Below are 17,572 nucleotides of genomic sequence, written 5' to 3' on the forward strand. Positions count from 1 at the left end.
CCAGGCATGCGCTGGGTTGGGCCTTGCAGCCCGGATCAAGCTGCATTTCACGACCGGCGACACGAGGTCCTCCCCGAGAATCGGGGGTTGATTGTCTGCCTCGATTGGGACGCAGGGACGACGGATGGCTTGAGTTGCGGTACGCGAGCTCGAGCCTCAGCGCCGAGAAGAAGTTGTCGATCAGCGCGTTGTTGTAGGAGTCGCCTCCCGAAGTCATCGGCGGCAGGATTTCGTTGTCCGCCAGACTTTGCGCGAAGCGGATCGAGGTGTAGGTCGAGCCGCGTGGCTGGTCTCCTGCCGATGATCCGCTTGGAGGAGGCGTCCCGGACTGCGGCCAGTCAGAACACACCTTCGCCGCTTCTTGCACAGGAACGCGCCCTGTAGCTCGTGGCCGCGCATCAACCGCTCGGCCCGCTTGCGCGACAACTGGATCCGGTGGCCGCGGAGGATGGCATGCGCCCACGGGATGCCGGATGTCCACGATCTCGGCGACCGGATCCTCGTTCTGGTGCGGTGAGCGGATTGTCCGGCGCTGGGACCAGTCACAGTAGACGGAGGAGGCGGTACCGAGTACCCGGAAGAGGGGGCTCGACCCCGAAGCAGCACGAAGCTGTGACTGCCCTGCGACCGTCGCCGGGTCGAGTTCCGCGGCAGAAGGGCGCGCGGCCTTGAGAATCGCGTTGGCACACTTGAGTTCCGCGTTCTCCCACCGAAGCCTGCACATCTTTCGACTCGCTGGTCGTAGGCCGGTCGTTGCGCTCGCCGCGGTCGGCCTTGTCCTGCCGGATGCAGTCGCGCTGTGCTTAGCCATGTACCCCGCGCTGCTCGGCCAGCCGCCGGATCACTGGATTCGGATCTCGATACAACGACCGCCCAAGATCTCAAGTCGTCGGGTACTTCTTCGGTGCTGACGCGGAAGACTTCCTTCAGGTCTTGTCAGACCCTGCGCGAAGTCTCCGAGCCGCCGAGGGGAAGCTCGCGCCAATAGTCGAGATCGGCTGGTCCGTTGTGGACGGTGCCGTTGTCAGCCGCACCACAACGGCCGCACCGAAGACGTCGTCACCCTCGCGAAGAGGATCATGAGACACGTGCAAGGAGGCGGCCGGGCTCGACCTTCTTCGCCACCGCGTCCTTCTGCCCTGATGGCCACTCCACGTCACCACCGGCCACGAGCCGAATGTGTTTTTGCCGTCCCGGAACGGTTCAGCCGGCGCCCTGCAGGTCTCACTCGCGAAGGAATATCGGACAGGCGTTGTGGTGGAACGATGCAGAACACAGTGTCACGCAAGAAGGTGCATTTGATGGTTCCGCCTGAACCTCTCGGACGTGATGATCGCTGAATGGACTTGCGGGACACCGCTTCTGTTTTCGCTGCCGAGTGGTGCGTCGGTTGTCGAGACGATTCTGCGTCAACGACGTCCCTGCCTTCCGTGCCTCACCTGGGATGAACTGTTGGCGGCAGTGCCGTCGGCCGATGTCGTGAGGGCCGCATCGGTGGCGTTGTCGTATTCGACGACTGCTGAGTTGCTCAGCGAGTGCCGTCGCCAATGCCGTGGAGCTGGGTACCAGCTGTTTCGTTGTACTGAGCGGCCGGCCGACTGCGCTCAGGCCGACAGGGCCGACATTCCGCCGTCCACCCGCAGGTAGGTGCCGTGCATGTGAGCAGCCTCGTCGCTGGCGATGTACGCAACGGCTGAGGCGACCTCGTCCACTGTGCCGTAACGCCTGTTCGCGGCCAGCGAGGTGTAGGTGGCGCGCACTGCCTCGACAGATCCGAGTACCGCGGCGACGCCGCGCTCGAGTCGTTCGACCATCGGGGACTCGATCGGCCCGGGCATCACGGCGGCCACTCGCACGTTGTAGGCGCCGAGTTCCGCCGCGGCGCTCTTGGTGAGACCCAAGACGGCGTGCTTGCTCGCCACGTACGGGCCGAACAACGGCATGCCCATGACCCCGGCGGCCGAGGACATGTTGATGATCACCCCGCCTCCCTGTCCGATCATCACTGGCGCCGCGTGCTTGATGCCCAGGTAGACGGATCGGGTGTTGGTCAGCAGCACGTGGTCGAAGGCGTCGTCGTCTTGCTCTGTGAGCGGCGCGATCTGCCCTTCTACGCCCACGAGGTTGATCAGAACATCGACGCGGCCGAAAGTGCTGGTGGCGGCGGCCAAGTATGACTGCACACCGTCCGCCGTGGTTACGTCGGCCTCAATCGTCGCGAACTTCGCGCCGGCGTTCTCCACAGCAGAGGCGGCCGTCGTGAGCGGAGTGCGGCCGCTGCCGACGAGCAGCAGGTTCGCTCCTTCGAAGCCCAAGCGTGCCGCGACAGCGACGCCGATGGCGCCGGCCGCTCCTGTGATGATTACGGACTTGTCCTTGTACCTGTTCATCGGGAACTCCCTGAACGGCAGTGGGTTCGACCAAGCAGCGCCCGCAGCGTAAGCCGGTCGCCATACGCAACCCCGAACCGCAGTAGAAGGTTGTTCTGGCGGGCACGAATGGCTGCACCTATGATCTTCACTTGCGCCGTCGTCGCTGCTCTTCGTGTTTTATGAAGAGCTTGTGTGGAATCTTTCATCCGCCATCGCGAAGAGCTGAGGGCTATCCCTCGCGTGGCCTGCAGCAAGCGGGCACCGGGCGAGGTGAGACGGCTCCTGCCCGAAGGTTGCACGCTTGCGGTCTGCCGTGCGCGTGTCTGGCAGGGTGTGCAGAGAGCCTCCGTCGGAGTGCGTGATCACTCCCGGATCGGAATGGTGCTGGGCGATCGCGTCGCACAGCACCTGCACCGCCAATGTGTTGGCCTGTGTTGCGGCGCGAAAGTTGGGGGCTACCAGGTGTGGTCGTGCTGCTGCGCGGTTCGGCGCTCCATGGCCCTCTGCCGTTTCAGCGCACATCTCAAGTGCCAGGGCACCGAGGGATCACCTCCACGACAGGTGCGTTGTGGAGTGACGGCGCAGGTTGCGGAGGGTTCGGAAACACCTTCGAGGCGGCTCCAAGTTGCGGGCGGATTGGAGCCTTGGCATGCGTTTCTCACCACTCTCAAACGTGTTGCGCTGCTTGAGGTCGGCAGTAGAACGATCGGGTGTACGTGAGGGCGTTGCCGAGACCGACCTGGGCAACGCCCTCACTGACGGCCAGTTGGTCCAGGTGTGTGGGTGACCAACCAGCCTTGATTGTGTCGTACATCGGGCGCTGAGCGAGGCGGCATGCTGTGCGCCCTTCGAGTGCCTCGCCAGCGCACTCGCCGAATCAACCGCGATCAACGCTGTGCGGTCATCCACCAGCGCCAGTCGGGCGGCCAAGGATACATTGCCAAGTTGACACCTCCTCAGATCTTGATGGTGCGACGTCCCGAGTGAACAACGCCTTGTGAGGGGCTTTGTTCTTGAAGGCGAGTTCACCAAAGGAGATTCTCGCAGGCAAGTGACTCAGGGATGACATGTCCAAAGGTGTCGTAGTGCGGGCCCTGGTAGCCATGCGTTCGTCGACGATTGGTGCAGAATGAACGAATGAACGAATGGGCGTTGGCGAGCTCGTTCGGGGCGTAGTGGTCGAATGGCTGGCCGTAGGCGACGCTCGCTGATAGCAGTGCCCTATGGCTATGGTCGACGTCGAGTTGATGCGACACTCGGCGGAACATTATTCGTGTGCTGTTGTGAACTCTCGCGGTGGTCGCGAATGGCGCAGTAATGGATTCGATGTGTCTTCGGGTCTAGGTGTGATTGCCTCGAAAGGCGGTCGGTGTAATGCGGCGTGATGGTCGAACTGTCGAATTCCGGCGACCGGTCAGCGGAGTGAACACGACTGGAAGTAGGGAGTTTCGTGTTGTATTTATATTTGCATTGGATTGCTCGTGAATATTCTGGGTGAAATATCCAGGTCAGGTGGTTGCCGTGATGGAGTCAGCGAGAATCTGGTGTGGCGCACGCGCGGTTTTGTGGCTTTGTGGCCGAGTGCAACGAACTTCGTGTGCGAATGCCGAGACGAGGGCTTGCTGTTTCGCGGGTCTGCTTGGCTGGGGTCTGCTGCACGAATAGGTGACAGTGTGGCCTGTCCTACTGGATGGGTTCCAGAGTTGGTGGCTAACTGGCGGCCTGTTCGAGAGGCTGTGCACTGTGCCCCGTGCGTACCCCGCCGAGTTCCGAGCGCGTGCCGTCGCGCTGGTTCGGGCCGGTAGAGAGCAGAAGCAGACCGCAGTGGACCTGGGTATCCATCCGGTGACGTTGTCGAAGTGGGTCAAGCAGGATCGGATCGATCGGGGCGAGATTCCAGGCATCCCGAGCAGCGAGTCCGTCGAACTACGTGCTGCTCGGCAACGGATTCGAGAGCTCGGGACCGAGTTGTTGATTGTGCGTCAGGCAGCGACGTTCCTGGGGACGGATCGCCCTCGCCCACAAGGTTCTACCCGGTGATCGACAGGCTCGCCGACGCCGCTGGCTGACCGGCGTGATCCGCGAAGTGCATGTCGCCTCACGCGGCACCTACGGCCATCGACGGGTGCGCGCCGAACTCACTCTGGGCATGGGCATCACCGTCTGCGAACGAACCGTATGGCTACTGATGAGCCAGGCCGGCATCCACGGACTTCCCGGTCCAGCACGGGTCACACAGCTCCGCGGGGTCGTCAACGCACTCGAGATGGCCATCCGCAACCGGCGCCCCGAACCCGGCGGCATCGTCCACGCCGATCACGGAACCCAGTTCACCTCCTGGGTCTTCGGCGACAAGATCCGCTCAGCCGGTCTGCTGCCATCCCTTCGGAACAATCGGCGACGGCCTCGACAACGCGATGATGGAATCCTTCTGGCCATCGATGCAGATCGAGCTACTGAACCATCAACGATGGAAGACCCGCGTGGAGCTGGCCAACGCGATCTTCGACCACATCGAAATCTTCCACAACCGCCGCCGACGGCACTCCGCCCTCGGCTACCTCACCCCGATCGAGTACGAACTACGCTCCGACCACGACACCACCACCGCCGCCAGTTAGCCACAACGACCGGAACCCTTCCGATGGGGCAGGTCAAGATGTCACCAATCCATGCAGCAGACCCAGGCCTAACTACACGGCATTGCGTCTGGTCCTGGTGGTACGGCGTGCGTCCTGCTGCGGATGACGTCACCGAACCGCATCACTGGTCCTTGCCGAGGTCGGAAACAACTTGCTGGCACAGCAGGAAGTTGTGCACGGGTCATCGCTCGTCGTCACGCTGAAGAGTGTGAACACCTGCTCACGAGGTTGAGGGATTCGTAAATTCCTGCCTGCGGCAGTCCCGTCAACCTGCATGCGGACCGTGCTCGCGAAGGAGCTGGACGCCAGCCCGGAACCGGTATGGCTCCGGGCTGGAGCCATACCAGCTGCTGGGTAGGGAGGCAGGGGGTTCCCGGGGCGGTGATGCTCGGCCCGGGAACCCCCGTGGGACCCTGAGATCAGACGGAGGGAACCATGGCCCAGTGGTTGCCGGCGGCGGTGGTGCCGTAAGTCTGGACGACTCCGCCCTTGCTACCGCGGAAGCTGCCCTTCTGCACGGAGAACGTGTTCCCCGACGTGTTGTAAACGCCACGAACCTCGATGGGCTCGATCGTGGTGTTTCCGCCGACCTGGAAGTCTCGGCAGTCACCCTTGTTGACGAGATACGTCGAATATCCACCACGCTCAGGGAATTTGACGTACGAGGCGTAGTTGCCGTACGAGCAGACGGTCAGCCATCCCGGGCCGGTACTCGCCGACGCGGGCGCGGCGGTCGAGAGCACACCGGCGGTGGCCATGGTGGCGACAGCTGCTACGGCTGCCGCCACTCGCTTGATCTTGATGTTCTTCAGCGTGACCTGCAAGGAAATTCTCCGTTCTTGGGGACTTGTCGATAGGTGCTGCGAAAGCCGGTTCGTTCCGGCCGATGGCAGGAGCGCGGACGTGCCGCGCTCCTGCCAGGCTCATCGGCATTGGTGTGCGCCGACGAGCAAAAGGGTCGTCTCTCAGACGTCGCGGCCAGATTCGGAGACGTCGCCTGATCGCAGAGAACGTGTCGGTGCCGGTTGTCGGCCAAGAGTCAAGGCGGTCGGACCGGCTGGCGGTTGCGCCCGCAGCTGATGCGCAACAGCGGTAGTGCTCAATTGCCCAGGTGAGTGTCCACTCGCGACTCCCATGACGCAGGTGAATGAGATGTGTTCTTGCGCCCAGCCGATAGCATGCACAACGAAAGAGGCGTCGATCACGCAACTTCTCCGCAACTGCACCGATGGCCACAAAACAAGGCCCAAGGGCTCAGTGCGGGCGAGCGCGATGAGACTGGTACACAAAGAGTCGCAGGACCACGGAGTTCCAGATGTGCCCAGCTCCCCTGCACTCGCGGACACACTTTGTTGCCCTTCATGAGGTCGCCGCGTCGTCGCGGCGGCTCCATGTTGGTGGAAGGACGGGCAGAGGAGGCTGGAACGTGTCTCACCTGGTGCACTGGTCAGCATCGGTCGCGGTCAGAGACCGCGGTGTTGTCATGGCGCTTTGCCACAAGGACTGCGGAGGTGGGTGACTTCGGCGTCGCATCGAGGCATTTCGGTGGCCTCGTGCGGCTATGCTTCGGCGCTCGCACAGGTCGCCAGGATCAACGATCTGACCCGGGAGATGTGACTGAAGGACGTTGGACGTCAACACACCGTGAATTCTCGGCACACTTCGCATCCGGTATCGCCTGATGTGTGGCTGGCCGTCAGACCAGGCAGAATTTGGCAGCACATTTTTCAATGTCAGCAGTGAGATCGGAGCGCCGATGGACCTGAAGACCGGTCTGCCGCTTGAGGAGACGTCTTTTGTCGGCCGCCGGGCCGAACTGGCTGAGGCGAAGGCACTGCTGGCGTCCAGCCGGTTGTTGACGTTGATCGGGCCAGGGGGTATCGGCAAGACTCGGCTGGCGCTGCGATTGGCGCGGCAGGTGAGCCGCTTGTTCACCGACGGTGTGCGGTTTCTGCGGGTCGACACCGTCGGCGATCCGCGTCTCCTTCCTCAAGCACTGGCCATCGAGCTGGGTTTGCGCGACGTCGGAGAGGACGCGCCCGCGCAGATCATCGATTTCCTGCGGGACAAAGAACTCCTGCTCGTGCTCGACAACTGTGAGCACTTGACGGAAGCCTCCGGAGCCCTCGTCAGCGACGTTCTCGCCGCGGCACCTGGCGTTCGAGTGCTGGCCACCAGCCGGCACGTGCTGCAGGCGGCGGCGGAGCACCTGCTGCAGATCGGGCCCCTTCCAACGTTCAAATCGACGGACGGACGTGGGTCAGTCGCCCGTGCCGACGCCGTCGCCCTCTTCCAGCAGCGGGCCGGGGAAACGGTCGCCGGATTCGGCCTCAGCCCTGACGGCGTCGCCACGGTGACGCGGATCTGTCAGCGGCTCGACGGAATACCGCTGGCAATCGAGCTCTGTGCCGCACGTGTGCGGGAGATGCCACTCTCGGACATCCTGACGCGTCTCAGCGACCGGTTCGCCCTGCTGGGAACCGGCCGGGTTGAGGAACAGCCTGCACGCCACCGGTCGTTGTCCGCGGCGGTCGAGTGGAGTTACGAACTCTGCTCACCTGCCGAACAGACGCTGTGGAGCCGGCTGTCGGTGTGCCGCGGCGGATTCACGCTGGCCGCCGCCAGGGAGGTGGGCGTGGTCGATGACCTGCCGCCGGAGGAATTGCTGGGATTGATAGCTGGCCTGGTCGACAAATCGATCCTGATCAGGGATCGCAACGTACGCGGATCGGCCCGCTACCGCATGCTCGAGACCTTGCGTGAGTTCGGCATCGCCAAGCTGACCCCGCCGGAGGAGCGAGCGGCTCGGATGCGTCACCGCGATCATCTCCTCGGTCGGACGCGACGCTGGGCGTCGGAGTGGTTCGGTCCGGACCAGGTCGAAATCGTAGGCCTCACGAGAGTCGACCACGCCAACCTCCGGTCCGTGCTCCAGGAATGCTTCGAAGATCCGGGGCAAGCGGTGCTCGGCGCCCAGCTCGTGGTGTCACTGGGCTACTACTGGACGAACTGCGGGCTGTTCGGTGAGGCGCGGTGGTGGGTGGACCGCGTGCTGCAGGTCGAGGACCTCGGGCCCGACCTGCGCTTCCACGTCTTGTGGCTCAGTGCCTACACGGCACTCGGGCTGGGGGACCACCGACGAACCGTCGACGAGTCCGTACAAGTGGAGGCCATGGCCCGTGCCAGCGGGGAACCCGGCAAGATCGCCCTGGCACTCGCGGTTCGGGCCTTCGTCCTCGCGGTTTTCGAACGTGACCCGATCGCGGCCGACACCTGCTACGCAGAGGCGGTCTCTTACTTCGACGTGGCGCCGGAGATTGGCGCCTACACGGTGTTGACCCATGCCGGACGCGCGATGGTATCCGGTTTGTCCGGTAATCACGTGCAGGCCGCAGCGTCGGCCAGGGAAGCGATCAGACTGGCTGAGGAGAAGGGGGAACAGTGCCATCGCAGTTACGCCTTGTACGGGCTCGCGCTGGCCGAGTGGCAGCTCGGGAACTGGTCGGAGGCGGCGGCGAACGCGAAGAGCTCGGTGCGGCTCAAACACCGTTTCGGCGACTTCAACGGGCTCGCGGTGGCCGTGCAACTGCTGGCGTGGATCGCGACGGCATGTGGCGACTCCGTCCGTGCCGCGAACCTGCTCGGTGTGGGCGAGCGAATCTGGACGTTCACCGGTGGCAAGGCGATGCTCGACTCCGACACGTGGATCGTGCCCAACCGCGCTTGCCGTGACGCGCTTGTCCAGAGCCTGAGCGAACGTGGGTTCCGGGATGCCTTCAAGGAGGGGTTCGATCTGGCCCACGATCTGGACGTCGCCGTAAGTCATGTGCTCGGCGAGCAGACGTCGCAGTCCGGTCAGGCCGTGCCGGAGTCCGTGTTGACCGGGCAGGAGCTGCGAGTCGCGCGGTTGATCGCCGCGGGTGCCACGAACAAGGCGATCGCAGCGCGCCTGTTGATCGCGCAGCGCACCGCCCAGGTCCATGTTGAGAACATCCTCAGCAAGCTCGGATTCAGTTCACGCGCGCAGATCGCGTCCTGGGCCGTCCAACGCGAGACGGACGACCAGCAACAAGTGCCCACGATCGAAGACTGACCACCGGAGGCACGAGGTGCAGTCCTCGGATCTCACGCCGCGCCTCCGGGCGGAGACCACGAGCTTCGTCGGGCGGCGAGCCGAGCTCGCACAGGCACAGGCACTACTCCGACGCTGCCGGTTGCTGACCCTGGTCGGGCCAGGCGGCGTCGGCAAGACTCGGCTGGCACACCAGCTCGCCGTCCAACTGGCCGGCACCTTCTCCGACGGGGTGTACGGCGTCGAGCTCGGTGAGTCGAATGATCTGGAGACGGTCATCGAGCAGGTCGCCTCCGCGATGGGGGTGCCAACCAGCGCTGACGCCGTGCTTGATCATCTTCGGGCCAAGGTCGTGCTGCTCGTCGTCGACACTTGTGAGCACGTTGTCGATGCCTGTGGGGCACTGCTCCGCGAGATCCTGCTTGCCGCGCCGGGGGTGTTCGTGCTCGCCACCAGCCGGCAGTCGCTGGGGGTCGAGGGTGAACACCTGATGCTGGTGGAACCGTTGCCGATCCCGGCAACGATCGCCGATGTCCGTGCGATCGAGGGACAGGACGCTGTCACCCTGCTCCTGCGCCGGGTGTCCGCCTCTGTTCCGCATTTCGAGCTCAGTCAGGAGAACAGCTCGGCGATCCTCGAGATCTGCCGCAAGCTGGACGGTTTGCCGCTGGCACTGGAGTTCGTCGCGACGTGGTTCCGGGTGCTTCCCGCGGAGGAGATCGTGAGCCTGCTCTCCGGCGCCACTCTGCTCAGTGGTGGGCCGGGAAGGCCGCTGAGGCAGCGCACACTTGCCGCCTCGCTGAACTGGAGCCGTGAGCTGTGCACCCCGGAAGAGCGCGTACTCGCCGAGTACCTGTCCGTGTTCCGTGACGGGTTCACACTGGAGGCGGCCACGGAGATCGCGCGCATCTCCGGCCTCCACAGTGATGGTGCGGTCCTGGGACCTGTGGCAGGCCTGGTGGACAAGTCCGTGGTCGCCAGGGACTCCGACCAGAGAATCGCGCGTTATCGGATGCTCGAAGTGACGCGGGCGCTGGGAGAGCAGGAACTCGTCGCCAGCGGAGTTCTGGAGGAGGTGCGCGATGCACACCACGACCACTTCCTGCGCGTGGCCGAGCGGTTCAAGACCGCCTGGTCGGGGAAGGGCAGGATCTCGGACATCGCCGCTGTGAAGCGAGAACGTGCGAACGTGCTGGCGGCGTTGGAACATGGCTTCGCAGACCGGAAACGGACGAACACCGGAGTCAGGCTCGCGATTCTGCTGGAGCGGTTCTGGCTCAACTGCGGATTCCCCGAGGAAGGAAGGAGGTGGGCCGGCAGGGCCGCCGCCGTACCCGGAATCTCGGAGGGCGACCGCGCCCTGGTGTCCGGAATCTGTGCCCTGGCCGCCGGTAGGACCGGCGACGGGCACGCCGGTACGCAGTTCGCCGAGGAGGCCGTGTGGCTAGCCCACAGGGCAGGAGACGACGATGTGCTGGCCGACGTGTTGAATCTCGCGGGTACCACGATGTTGCTGGCCGACCATCCTGCTCGTGCACTCGACCACCTGACCCAGGCGGGCACCCTGACGGTCGACGCGACTCCGGTTCTGGCGATCACCGTCCTGTTCATGGGAGATGCCGACCAAGCGATCCAGTTGGCGAGCACGTCGTTGGTGCGAACCGAAAACCTGCAGCGTGGTGCGGCTCTGTACGCGCTGGCGTTGTGCGAGTGGCGAGTCGGGAAGTACGAGCTGGCTGTCGCCCATGCTGTCGAGAGCATCCAGATCATGCACCGGTTCGGTGACGTCGTCGGACTTGCCCTCAGCGTCGAACTGCTGGCCTGGATCGCCGCGGCGACCGGAGAAGGACGTTCCGCGGGCCAGCTCCTGGGGGTGGCGGAGAACATGTGGCGGTTCTCCGGCTGCCGGGTGATGTTCGGTTCCAGAACGTGGCTCGAACCACATCACGAGTGCACCGCTCGAACCAGGAGCATGGTCGACAGAGCGGACCTGCGAGGTCACTTCTCCGCCGGCCTGAGTGCCAGTTCCAGCGTCGACCAGGCCGTGGACTTCGTCCTGAGCGGTCTGAAGCCCAGCGGGGGGAGCACGCGCCCCTCTGTGCTGACCATTCGGGAACTGGAAATCGCGAAACTGATCGGGGAAGGCGCGACGAACAAGGATGTCGCCTCGACGCTGATGATTTCTCCCCGAACGGTGGCGACGCATGTGCACAACATTCTGAAGAAGCTCGGCCTGACATCGCGGGTCCAGATAGTGGCCTGGCTGGTCCAAGATCCTGGCAATCGTTGAGCGGTATTGGTCCGTTCGGGTGAGTCGCTGTTGAGGTAGAAGGCGTGGACAGTATTTCGGTCGTAGGCTCCAGGCTGCGGCGAACCGCTCCGTGTCGGCACCCTGCCGCCGACGAGGACAGGAACTTGAACCACGTGACCGAGCACCCTTTCCGGCCACCGGGGTGGCCGCCCGCTGAATTGACCAGTTTCGTGGGACGTCAGTCCGAACTGGACTCGGTGCGGTCCATGATGAGTTCTTCGAGCCTGGTCACGATCACCGGTGAGTGGGCGGTCGGAAAGACTCGACTGGCGCTGCGTGCCGCCGTGGAGATGTCGGACCGCTATCCCGACGGGGTCGTGCCGGTCCCGCTGGACGCCGTCGTTGACGGTGCGCTCGTTCCAGACACCGTCGCAGCCGCACTCGGTCTGCCGAAGGCCTCTTCTCTGCTCGGGTACCTCAGCGACAAGAAGCTTTTGTTGCTCCTCGATTCCTGTGAACACCTAGCGCCCGACTGCGCTCGGTTCGTGGCCTCGGTGCTGGAAGAGGCGCCCGCTGTTCGGTTGCTGACCACCAGCCGTTGGCCGCTGCGGCTACCCGGCGAGCAGTCGTTCGTACTCCAGCCGTTCGCGGTCCCCGCCGTCGTGGACTTCTTCGCTGCTGCAGACCTGGAAGCCGTTCGGCTGTTCGCCGACCGCGCCGCGGCTTCAGCGCCAGGGTTCGTCGTTAATGCGGACAACTGGAAACAGGTCGTCCAGCTGTGCCGGGCGCTGGACGGATCACCGCTGGCGATCGAGCTTGCCGCCGCCTGGCTGAGAATCCTGCCCCTCGAGGACGTCGTGGATCGGATGCGCGATCGGTTCTCCCTGCTGTTGCAAGGGAACAACAAGTTCGCGCCGATCAGGCAGCGGTCGCTGTTGGCCAGCGTCACGTGGACGTACGAGTTGTGCGTCGCGGCCGAAAAACTGCTGTGGAAGCGTCTTGCCGTGTTCGTTGGCACCTTCGATCTCGCCGCTGCTGAGGTGGTGTGCGGCGGCGATGGCCTCGACCGGGCCGAGATCGCACCAACGCTCGCGCGGCTCGTTGAGAAGTCCGTTGTGTCCGTTGTGGATGGGTACTACCGGTTGTCAGAGACCTCTCGCGAATACGGACTGCATCACCTGCGCGCGTCGGGAGAGTACAGGCGTCTGGCGATGCGGCACTGCGAGTACTTCACACGACTGGCAGGTCATGAGGAGCGTCGATGGCGTCAGGGGCGCGACCAGGCCGGCGCCCTCGCCAGAGTGCGCGATGAGCGGTCGAACATCTTCGCCGCGCTGGAGTTCTGTTCGAGCGAAGAGAGTCAGCGGGCGAATGGGCTTCGGCTCGCCGTGTCGCTGCACTTCTACTGGCTCAGTTCTCACAGCGAGGTGGTGGAGGGGAGCCGTTGGCTGTCCTACGTGCTGGCTCAGAATCCGGAACCAGGCAGTGATCGCGCACTGGGACTGGTGCTGGCCGCGGCACTCACCGCTGGACAGGCAGCAGCCGGTCCGGCTTCGTTGCGGGAAGCCCAGGGGTGGGCACTGGTCAACGGGGATGACGATCTTCTTGGCCTGGTCTGGTTGGTGCTGGCGGTGACACTCTCCCTGCAGGGTCGTCTGATCCAGGCACTCGGCTTGGCCGTCGCTGCGAATGAGTGCTTCGAGGCCACCGGTGACCTGGCCAGCAACCTGCTCGCCCTGTCGTTGATCAGCGAGATCCAGACCTGGGTGGGCTCGATCACGGCGGCGATCTCGACGGCCGAACGGGCATTGCACGCTCAAGTCTGCAGGAACGACGACGTCTGGGCGCAGAGCTACCTGCTGCTCGCACGCGGGACCGCGTTCGCGCGCAACGGAGACCTCGACAACGCGGAGGCGGATCTCCTGCGAGGCCTTCACATCGCGCATCGCTTCGGTGATCTGCGCAGCGCTGCGCAGATCACCGAAAGACTGGCGTGGACGGCCTCGGACAGCGGAAGCCACGTCTGGGCGGCGGAGCTGCTGGGCGTCTCGGCACGTATCCGGCGCGACCTCGGCACGACCCCGGTGTTCGACATCGCACCCATCGCCCGGCTGCGCGGCCGGTACGTTCAGCGGATCATGCACAGGCTGGGGGAAACCGACTACGCGTCGGCCTTCGAGCGGGGTGTCGTCCACGAGGACGGCATCGAGCACGCACTCCGACGTGGCTCCAGCCAACCCCGGCGTCACGGCGGGAGGACCGCCGCGGCCACTCCGCTGACAGGCCGGGAACGCCAAGTCGCTCGACTGGTCGCGAAGGGGCTGACCAACCGCGAGGTGGCGAACAGGCTCGGCATGGCCCAGCGCACCGCTGAGACGCATGTGGACCGGATCCTGCGCAAGCTCCAGCTGACCTCCCGGACCCAACTCGCTCGATGGCTGCCGACCTCCGAGGGCGACTGACGTCCGCCGGTACGTACGTAGCTGTCCAGAGGATCTACGTAGTCCGACCGATTGTCTCGTTTGGCCTGGTTGAGGGACTGTTGGGGCAGTGCCGAGGCCGAACGGGGAAGGGAGCGGCGGTGGCGACACTCCGCACATCCGCTGGTGTGCACGTCACGACGGTCACCCGGAGCCAGTAGGTCCGGCCCTTCAAAAGGAACCTGGAACGGTGGAGCCAATGGAGATGCGTGAGATGCGCGCCTTCGTGGCGGCTGTCGAGGCTGGCAGTCTGTCGGCGGCCGCGCGCCAGTTGTACGTCAGTCAGTCAGCGCTGTCACAGACGATTCAGGGCCTCGAGCGCCAGCTCGGTGTGACTTTGCTGCTCAGGAGCAACACCGGTATCCGGATGACGGAAGCAGGCGTGGTGTTGTTGCCGGAGGCACGCGCGATTCTGAGCAGGCACGACCAGGTCGTCGACATGCTGACGAGAAGGCCGGATGACGAACACCTGATCCGGATCGGGATGCCCGCCGAACTTCCGCCTGATCTGTTGTCCGACGCGCTCGCCGGCTTTGCCGTCCGGCGGCCGACGGTCCGCTTCGCCATCAGGCAGTTGTCCTCCAGCCGGCAGATCGCCGCGCTGCGGACCGGTGAGCTGGACCTCGGCTTGGTCCGCGAACGCCCGCCGGAAGATCTCGACGTCGAGCTTCTCGTCGAGGAGCCGATGGGTGTGCTGCTCCCACTGCGTCTCGTGTCCAGGTATGCGGGTCCCGACGGCATCCACCTGGACTCGCTCGCGGGGTTGGAATGGGTGGGGTTCCCTCGATCGGACTGTCCCGCTTGGCACGACGAGGTCGCCACGACGTTGCGCCGGCACGGGATCTACGAAGCGGCCTCTGATGTCAGCGCGCCCACCGACGAACTCAAACTGGCGGCTGTCAGCGTCGGCGACACCTTCGCCCTGGCCCCCGCCCTGCGCCACCACAGCCTGCCTCGTGCGGTGTCGTGGTTGCCGTTGGCAGGAGCCCCGCTGATCCGGCGTACCTGGGCGACATGGCCCGCAGGCTCGCGCTGCGGTGATCTCGCGACGCTAGTCCGCCAGCTGTGTGCCTCTGGGCTGCGAGGCAACGCGGTCCTCGATCGAACAGCAGTGAAAATCCCCGACGACACTTCGGCAGGTGCAGCATGAGAGCAGTCCACGAAGTCCTGGAGCGCGATTCCGTCACGACCCCCTCGGTCACTGTGACCAGGAGGGAGAGGTACAGGATGAAGGCAGGACGAGCCAAGAGGACGGCTGACGATTGGTCGAGTTCGGCGGCTGACTGCCTGTGCTCCGGCTTTCCTCCAGACGTGAAGTGTTCCTCTGCCGGGCTGATCGGTGGGTGCTCGACGCGGCTGACGCCTTGTGATGGCGTCCTGCTCGGCCCACCCACGTGGCCCCAGGCGGCGTAGGGCTGTCGGCGAACGTCCTCCTTCATCGTCCGGGTCACCGATCTCCTTGACGGCGTTCCGCCTCAGGGGCTGACTGTTCGAACCGCGCTGTGTCGTCGCGTGTTCAGGCTTACCGAACCCAACTCTCGCTTGCAGCTGGGGCGGTATGCATTCGGTCCGTCTGAAATTCTTGTCGAGTCAGGACAAGCATTTCCTTCATTGGGTGCAGAATTGTGTTCGTGTCCTGTTCTGGAATATCAGGGGACGAATCAGAAAATTTGATATTAAAACCCGATCACGCGCGGCGCGGATTACGTGCCGCGCGTGATCGGGTTGCGCTTTTCTCCGTCATTGTCGCGCGGGTGAATGGCGGTATGTGCCTGTGCTCACATCGATATGAGTGCGGGAGTGATCCTGGGCCTGTCGGGTGCCGCCGTCCGTTCGACGCACGGCTGCGGGGTGGGTCGACCACCCCGGCTAGGTTACAGACTGTCACCGTTCCTGGCGTTTTGTCAGATTCTATCGGTGACCACCCGCCGACAGTGATACTCACGGTGAGTGTGTCCGGCGTGTGCATCCCTGCTTCGGTCTGGTTGGCGACCGGCACGCTCGACCACTTGTGAGTCGTGATCCGGCCGGTGGATGCTTTCAAATTCTCTGATCCGCAGACCTTGAACTCTGAGTTCGAAGTGTTGTGCTTATGGTGCTCCAAGTTCTGCTTATGGCCGTGTTTCACAATTGTGGAGATAAGCGGTTGAGCTGACCGGGTGGGGCATCTTCTATTCTTTCTTGTTCTGGAATAGTCTCCTCTCTCGAACGCCTCATCTCCCGTGATCTCCGAGGAGAACTCGATGACCAAGTCTTCTGCGTCGAACGACACCGACTACGACGTGATCGTCGTCGGCGGTGGGCCTGGCGGTTCCACCACGGCAACGCTCATCGCCCAGGAAGGCCACCGCGTGCTGCTGCTGGAAAAAGAGCAGTTCCCTCGGTATCAGATCGGTGAGTCACTTCTCCCGTCGACCATTCAGGGAATCTGCCCGCTGCTCGGTGTCTCCGAGGAACTGGAGAACGCGGGTTTCCCGGTGAAGCGCGGCGGCACGTTCCGCTGGGGGGCGAACCCGGAGCCGTGGACCTTCGCCTTCTCGGAGAACCCCGGCGTCGTCACGGCCGCGTACCAGGTGGAGCGGGCCAAGTTCGATGACATCATGGTGCGCAACGCGCAGAAGCACGGTGTCACGGTCAAGTTCCAGCACCAGGCCGACGGAGTGCTGCGCGAGGGTGACCGGATCACCGGCGTTCGCTACCGGGACGCCGAGAACAACCGGCTGGAGGCCACGTCGCAGTTCGTGATCGACGCCTCCGGCGAAGGCAGCCGGCTGCGCGGCGAGGTCGGTGGCGAGCGCGAGATGTCACCCGACTTCCGCAGCATCGCGCTGTTCGGTTACTGGGCGGGCGGCAAACGGTTGCCCGAGCCCAACTCGGGCAACATTCTCACCGAGGCGTTCGACTACGGCTGGATCTGGTACATCCCGCTGGCGGACGACCTCACCAGCGTCGGCATCGTGCTCCGGCGTGAGCACGCCGACATGCTGCAGGGCGACAGCTCCCAGATGGAGACCTACCGGACGCTGCTGAGCAAGGCGCCCATCGTGAGCAAATACCTCGACGGCGTCGAGATGTCCACCCGCGCTCCTTACGACAAGCTCCGGGTGCGCAAGGACTACTCCTACCACCAGACGAAGATGTGGGCTCCAGGCATGGCGCTGGTCGGCGACGCCGGGCTGTTCGTCGACCCGGTCTTCTCCACCGGCGTCCACTTGGCCACCTACGGCGGTCTGATGGCCGCGCGGTCGGTCAACACCGTGCTCGCGGGAGAGCTCGACGAGACCACGTGCTTCGACGAGTTCCAGCTGCGCATGTGGCGCGAGTACTCGGTCCTCTACAACTTCCTGGTCGTCTTCTACCAGACGCACCACGAGCAGGACTACTTCAAGGCCGCGCAGCAGATCACCCAGCAGGGCGGCAGCGTGCGCAGCGTCTTCGCCGGCCTGGTGGCCGGTGTCACGTCAGGTGACTTCGACCTGTCCGACTCCCTCGAGCAGGTCGACTCCGTGCTGTCCTCCACCGAGGGCGGAGACATCGAAGGGCTGCGCGAGGTTCCGCTGATGGCGGAGACGTTGAAGGGATTCATCAACACCGTGCGGATGCAGACGGGCGAGGAAGAGGGGCCGATGTTCACCAACGGCCTCGCTCCGACTGCGGACTTCCGCCACTGGCGCGTCATGTCGGGTTGAGCGGCTCGGTGTGTGGGCGGCTGCAGACTCGCCGCCCACACACCGTCAACCACCCGGCCTGACTCC

General features: G+C 64.4%; 7 protein-coding genes and 1 pseudogene. 6 read left to right on the forward strand and 2 right to left on the reverse strand.

Going from position 1 to position 17,572, the window contains the following annotated elements:
• Positions 1–1,604 precede the first annotated feature (1,604 nt).
• Positions 1,605–2,390, reverse strand: coding sequence for an SDR family NAD(P)-dependent oxidoreductase (locus ACH413_RS33095; RefSeq protein ID WP_360047437.1), 786 nt, complete (start codon positions 2,388–2,390; stop codon positions 1,605–1,607).
• A 1,725-nt stretch (positions 2,391–4,115) separates the two neighbouring features.
• Between ACH413_RS33095 and ACH413_RS33100 the strand changes: the two are divergent.
• Positions 4,116–4,993 (forward strand): annotated as a pseudogene (locus tag ACH413_RS33100) (IS3 family transposase).
• Between the two features lie 440 nt (positions 4,994–5,433).
• Here the strand turns inward: ACH413_RS33100 and ACH413_RS33105 are convergent.
• Complete coding sequence (locus ACH413_RS33105) at positions 5,434–5,838, reverse strand: hypothetical protein (protein ID WP_360047436.1); 405 nt, start codon at positions 5,836–5,838, stop codon at positions 5,434–5,436.
• 857 nt (positions 5,839–6,695) lie between these two features.
• Here ACH413_RS33105 and ACH413_RS33110 point away from each other — a divergent pair.
• The 5 genes from ACH413_RS33110 to ACH413_RS33130 all read left to right on the forward strand — a co-directional run bounded on the left by ACH413_RS33110 (position 6,696) and on the right by ACH413_RS33130 (position 17,506).
• Positions 6,696–9,107, forward strand: a complete 2,412-nt coding sequence (locus ACH413_RS33110; protein WP_360047435.1) for a LuxR C-terminal-related transcriptional regulator — start codon at positions 6,696–6,698, stop codon at positions 9,105–9,107.
• Positions 9,108–9,123: 16 nt separating this feature from the next.
• Entirely contained in the window at positions 9,124–11,376 is a 2,253-nt protein-coding gene (locus ACH413_RS33115) for a LuxR C-terminal-related transcriptional regulator (RefSeq protein WP_360047434.1), read from the forward strand.
• 623 nt (positions 11,377–11,999) lie between these two features.
• Positions 12,000–13,799: a LuxR C-terminal-related transcriptional regulator gene (locus ACH413_RS33120; RefSeq protein WP_360047433.1), complete on the forward strand. Its 1,800-nt coding sequence runs from the start codon at positions 12,000–12,002 to the stop codon at positions 13,797–13,799.
• A gap of 217 nt (positions 13,800–14,016) precedes the next feature.
• Positions 14,017–14,967 carry a LysR family transcriptional regulator gene (locus ACH413_RS33125; protein ID WP_360047432.1) on the forward strand — a complete coding sequence of 317 codons (951 nt, stop codon included), beginning with the start codon at positions 14,017–14,019 and terminating at the stop codon, positions 14,965–14,967.
• Positions 14,968–16,060: 1,093 nt separating this feature from the next.
• A complete protein-coding gene (locus tag ACH413_RS33130; RefSeq protein WP_360047431.1) occupies positions 16,061–17,506 on the forward strand; it encodes a tryptophan 7-halogenase in 1,446 nt (481 codons plus the stop codon).
• Positions 17,507–17,572 lie beyond the last annotated feature (66 nt).

The sequence above is a fragment of the Lentzea sp. NPDC020367 genome (assembly GCF_044387305.1).
Taxonomy (GTDB): Bacteria; Actinomycetota; Actinomycetes; order Mycobacteriales; family Pseudonocardiaceae; genus Lentzea.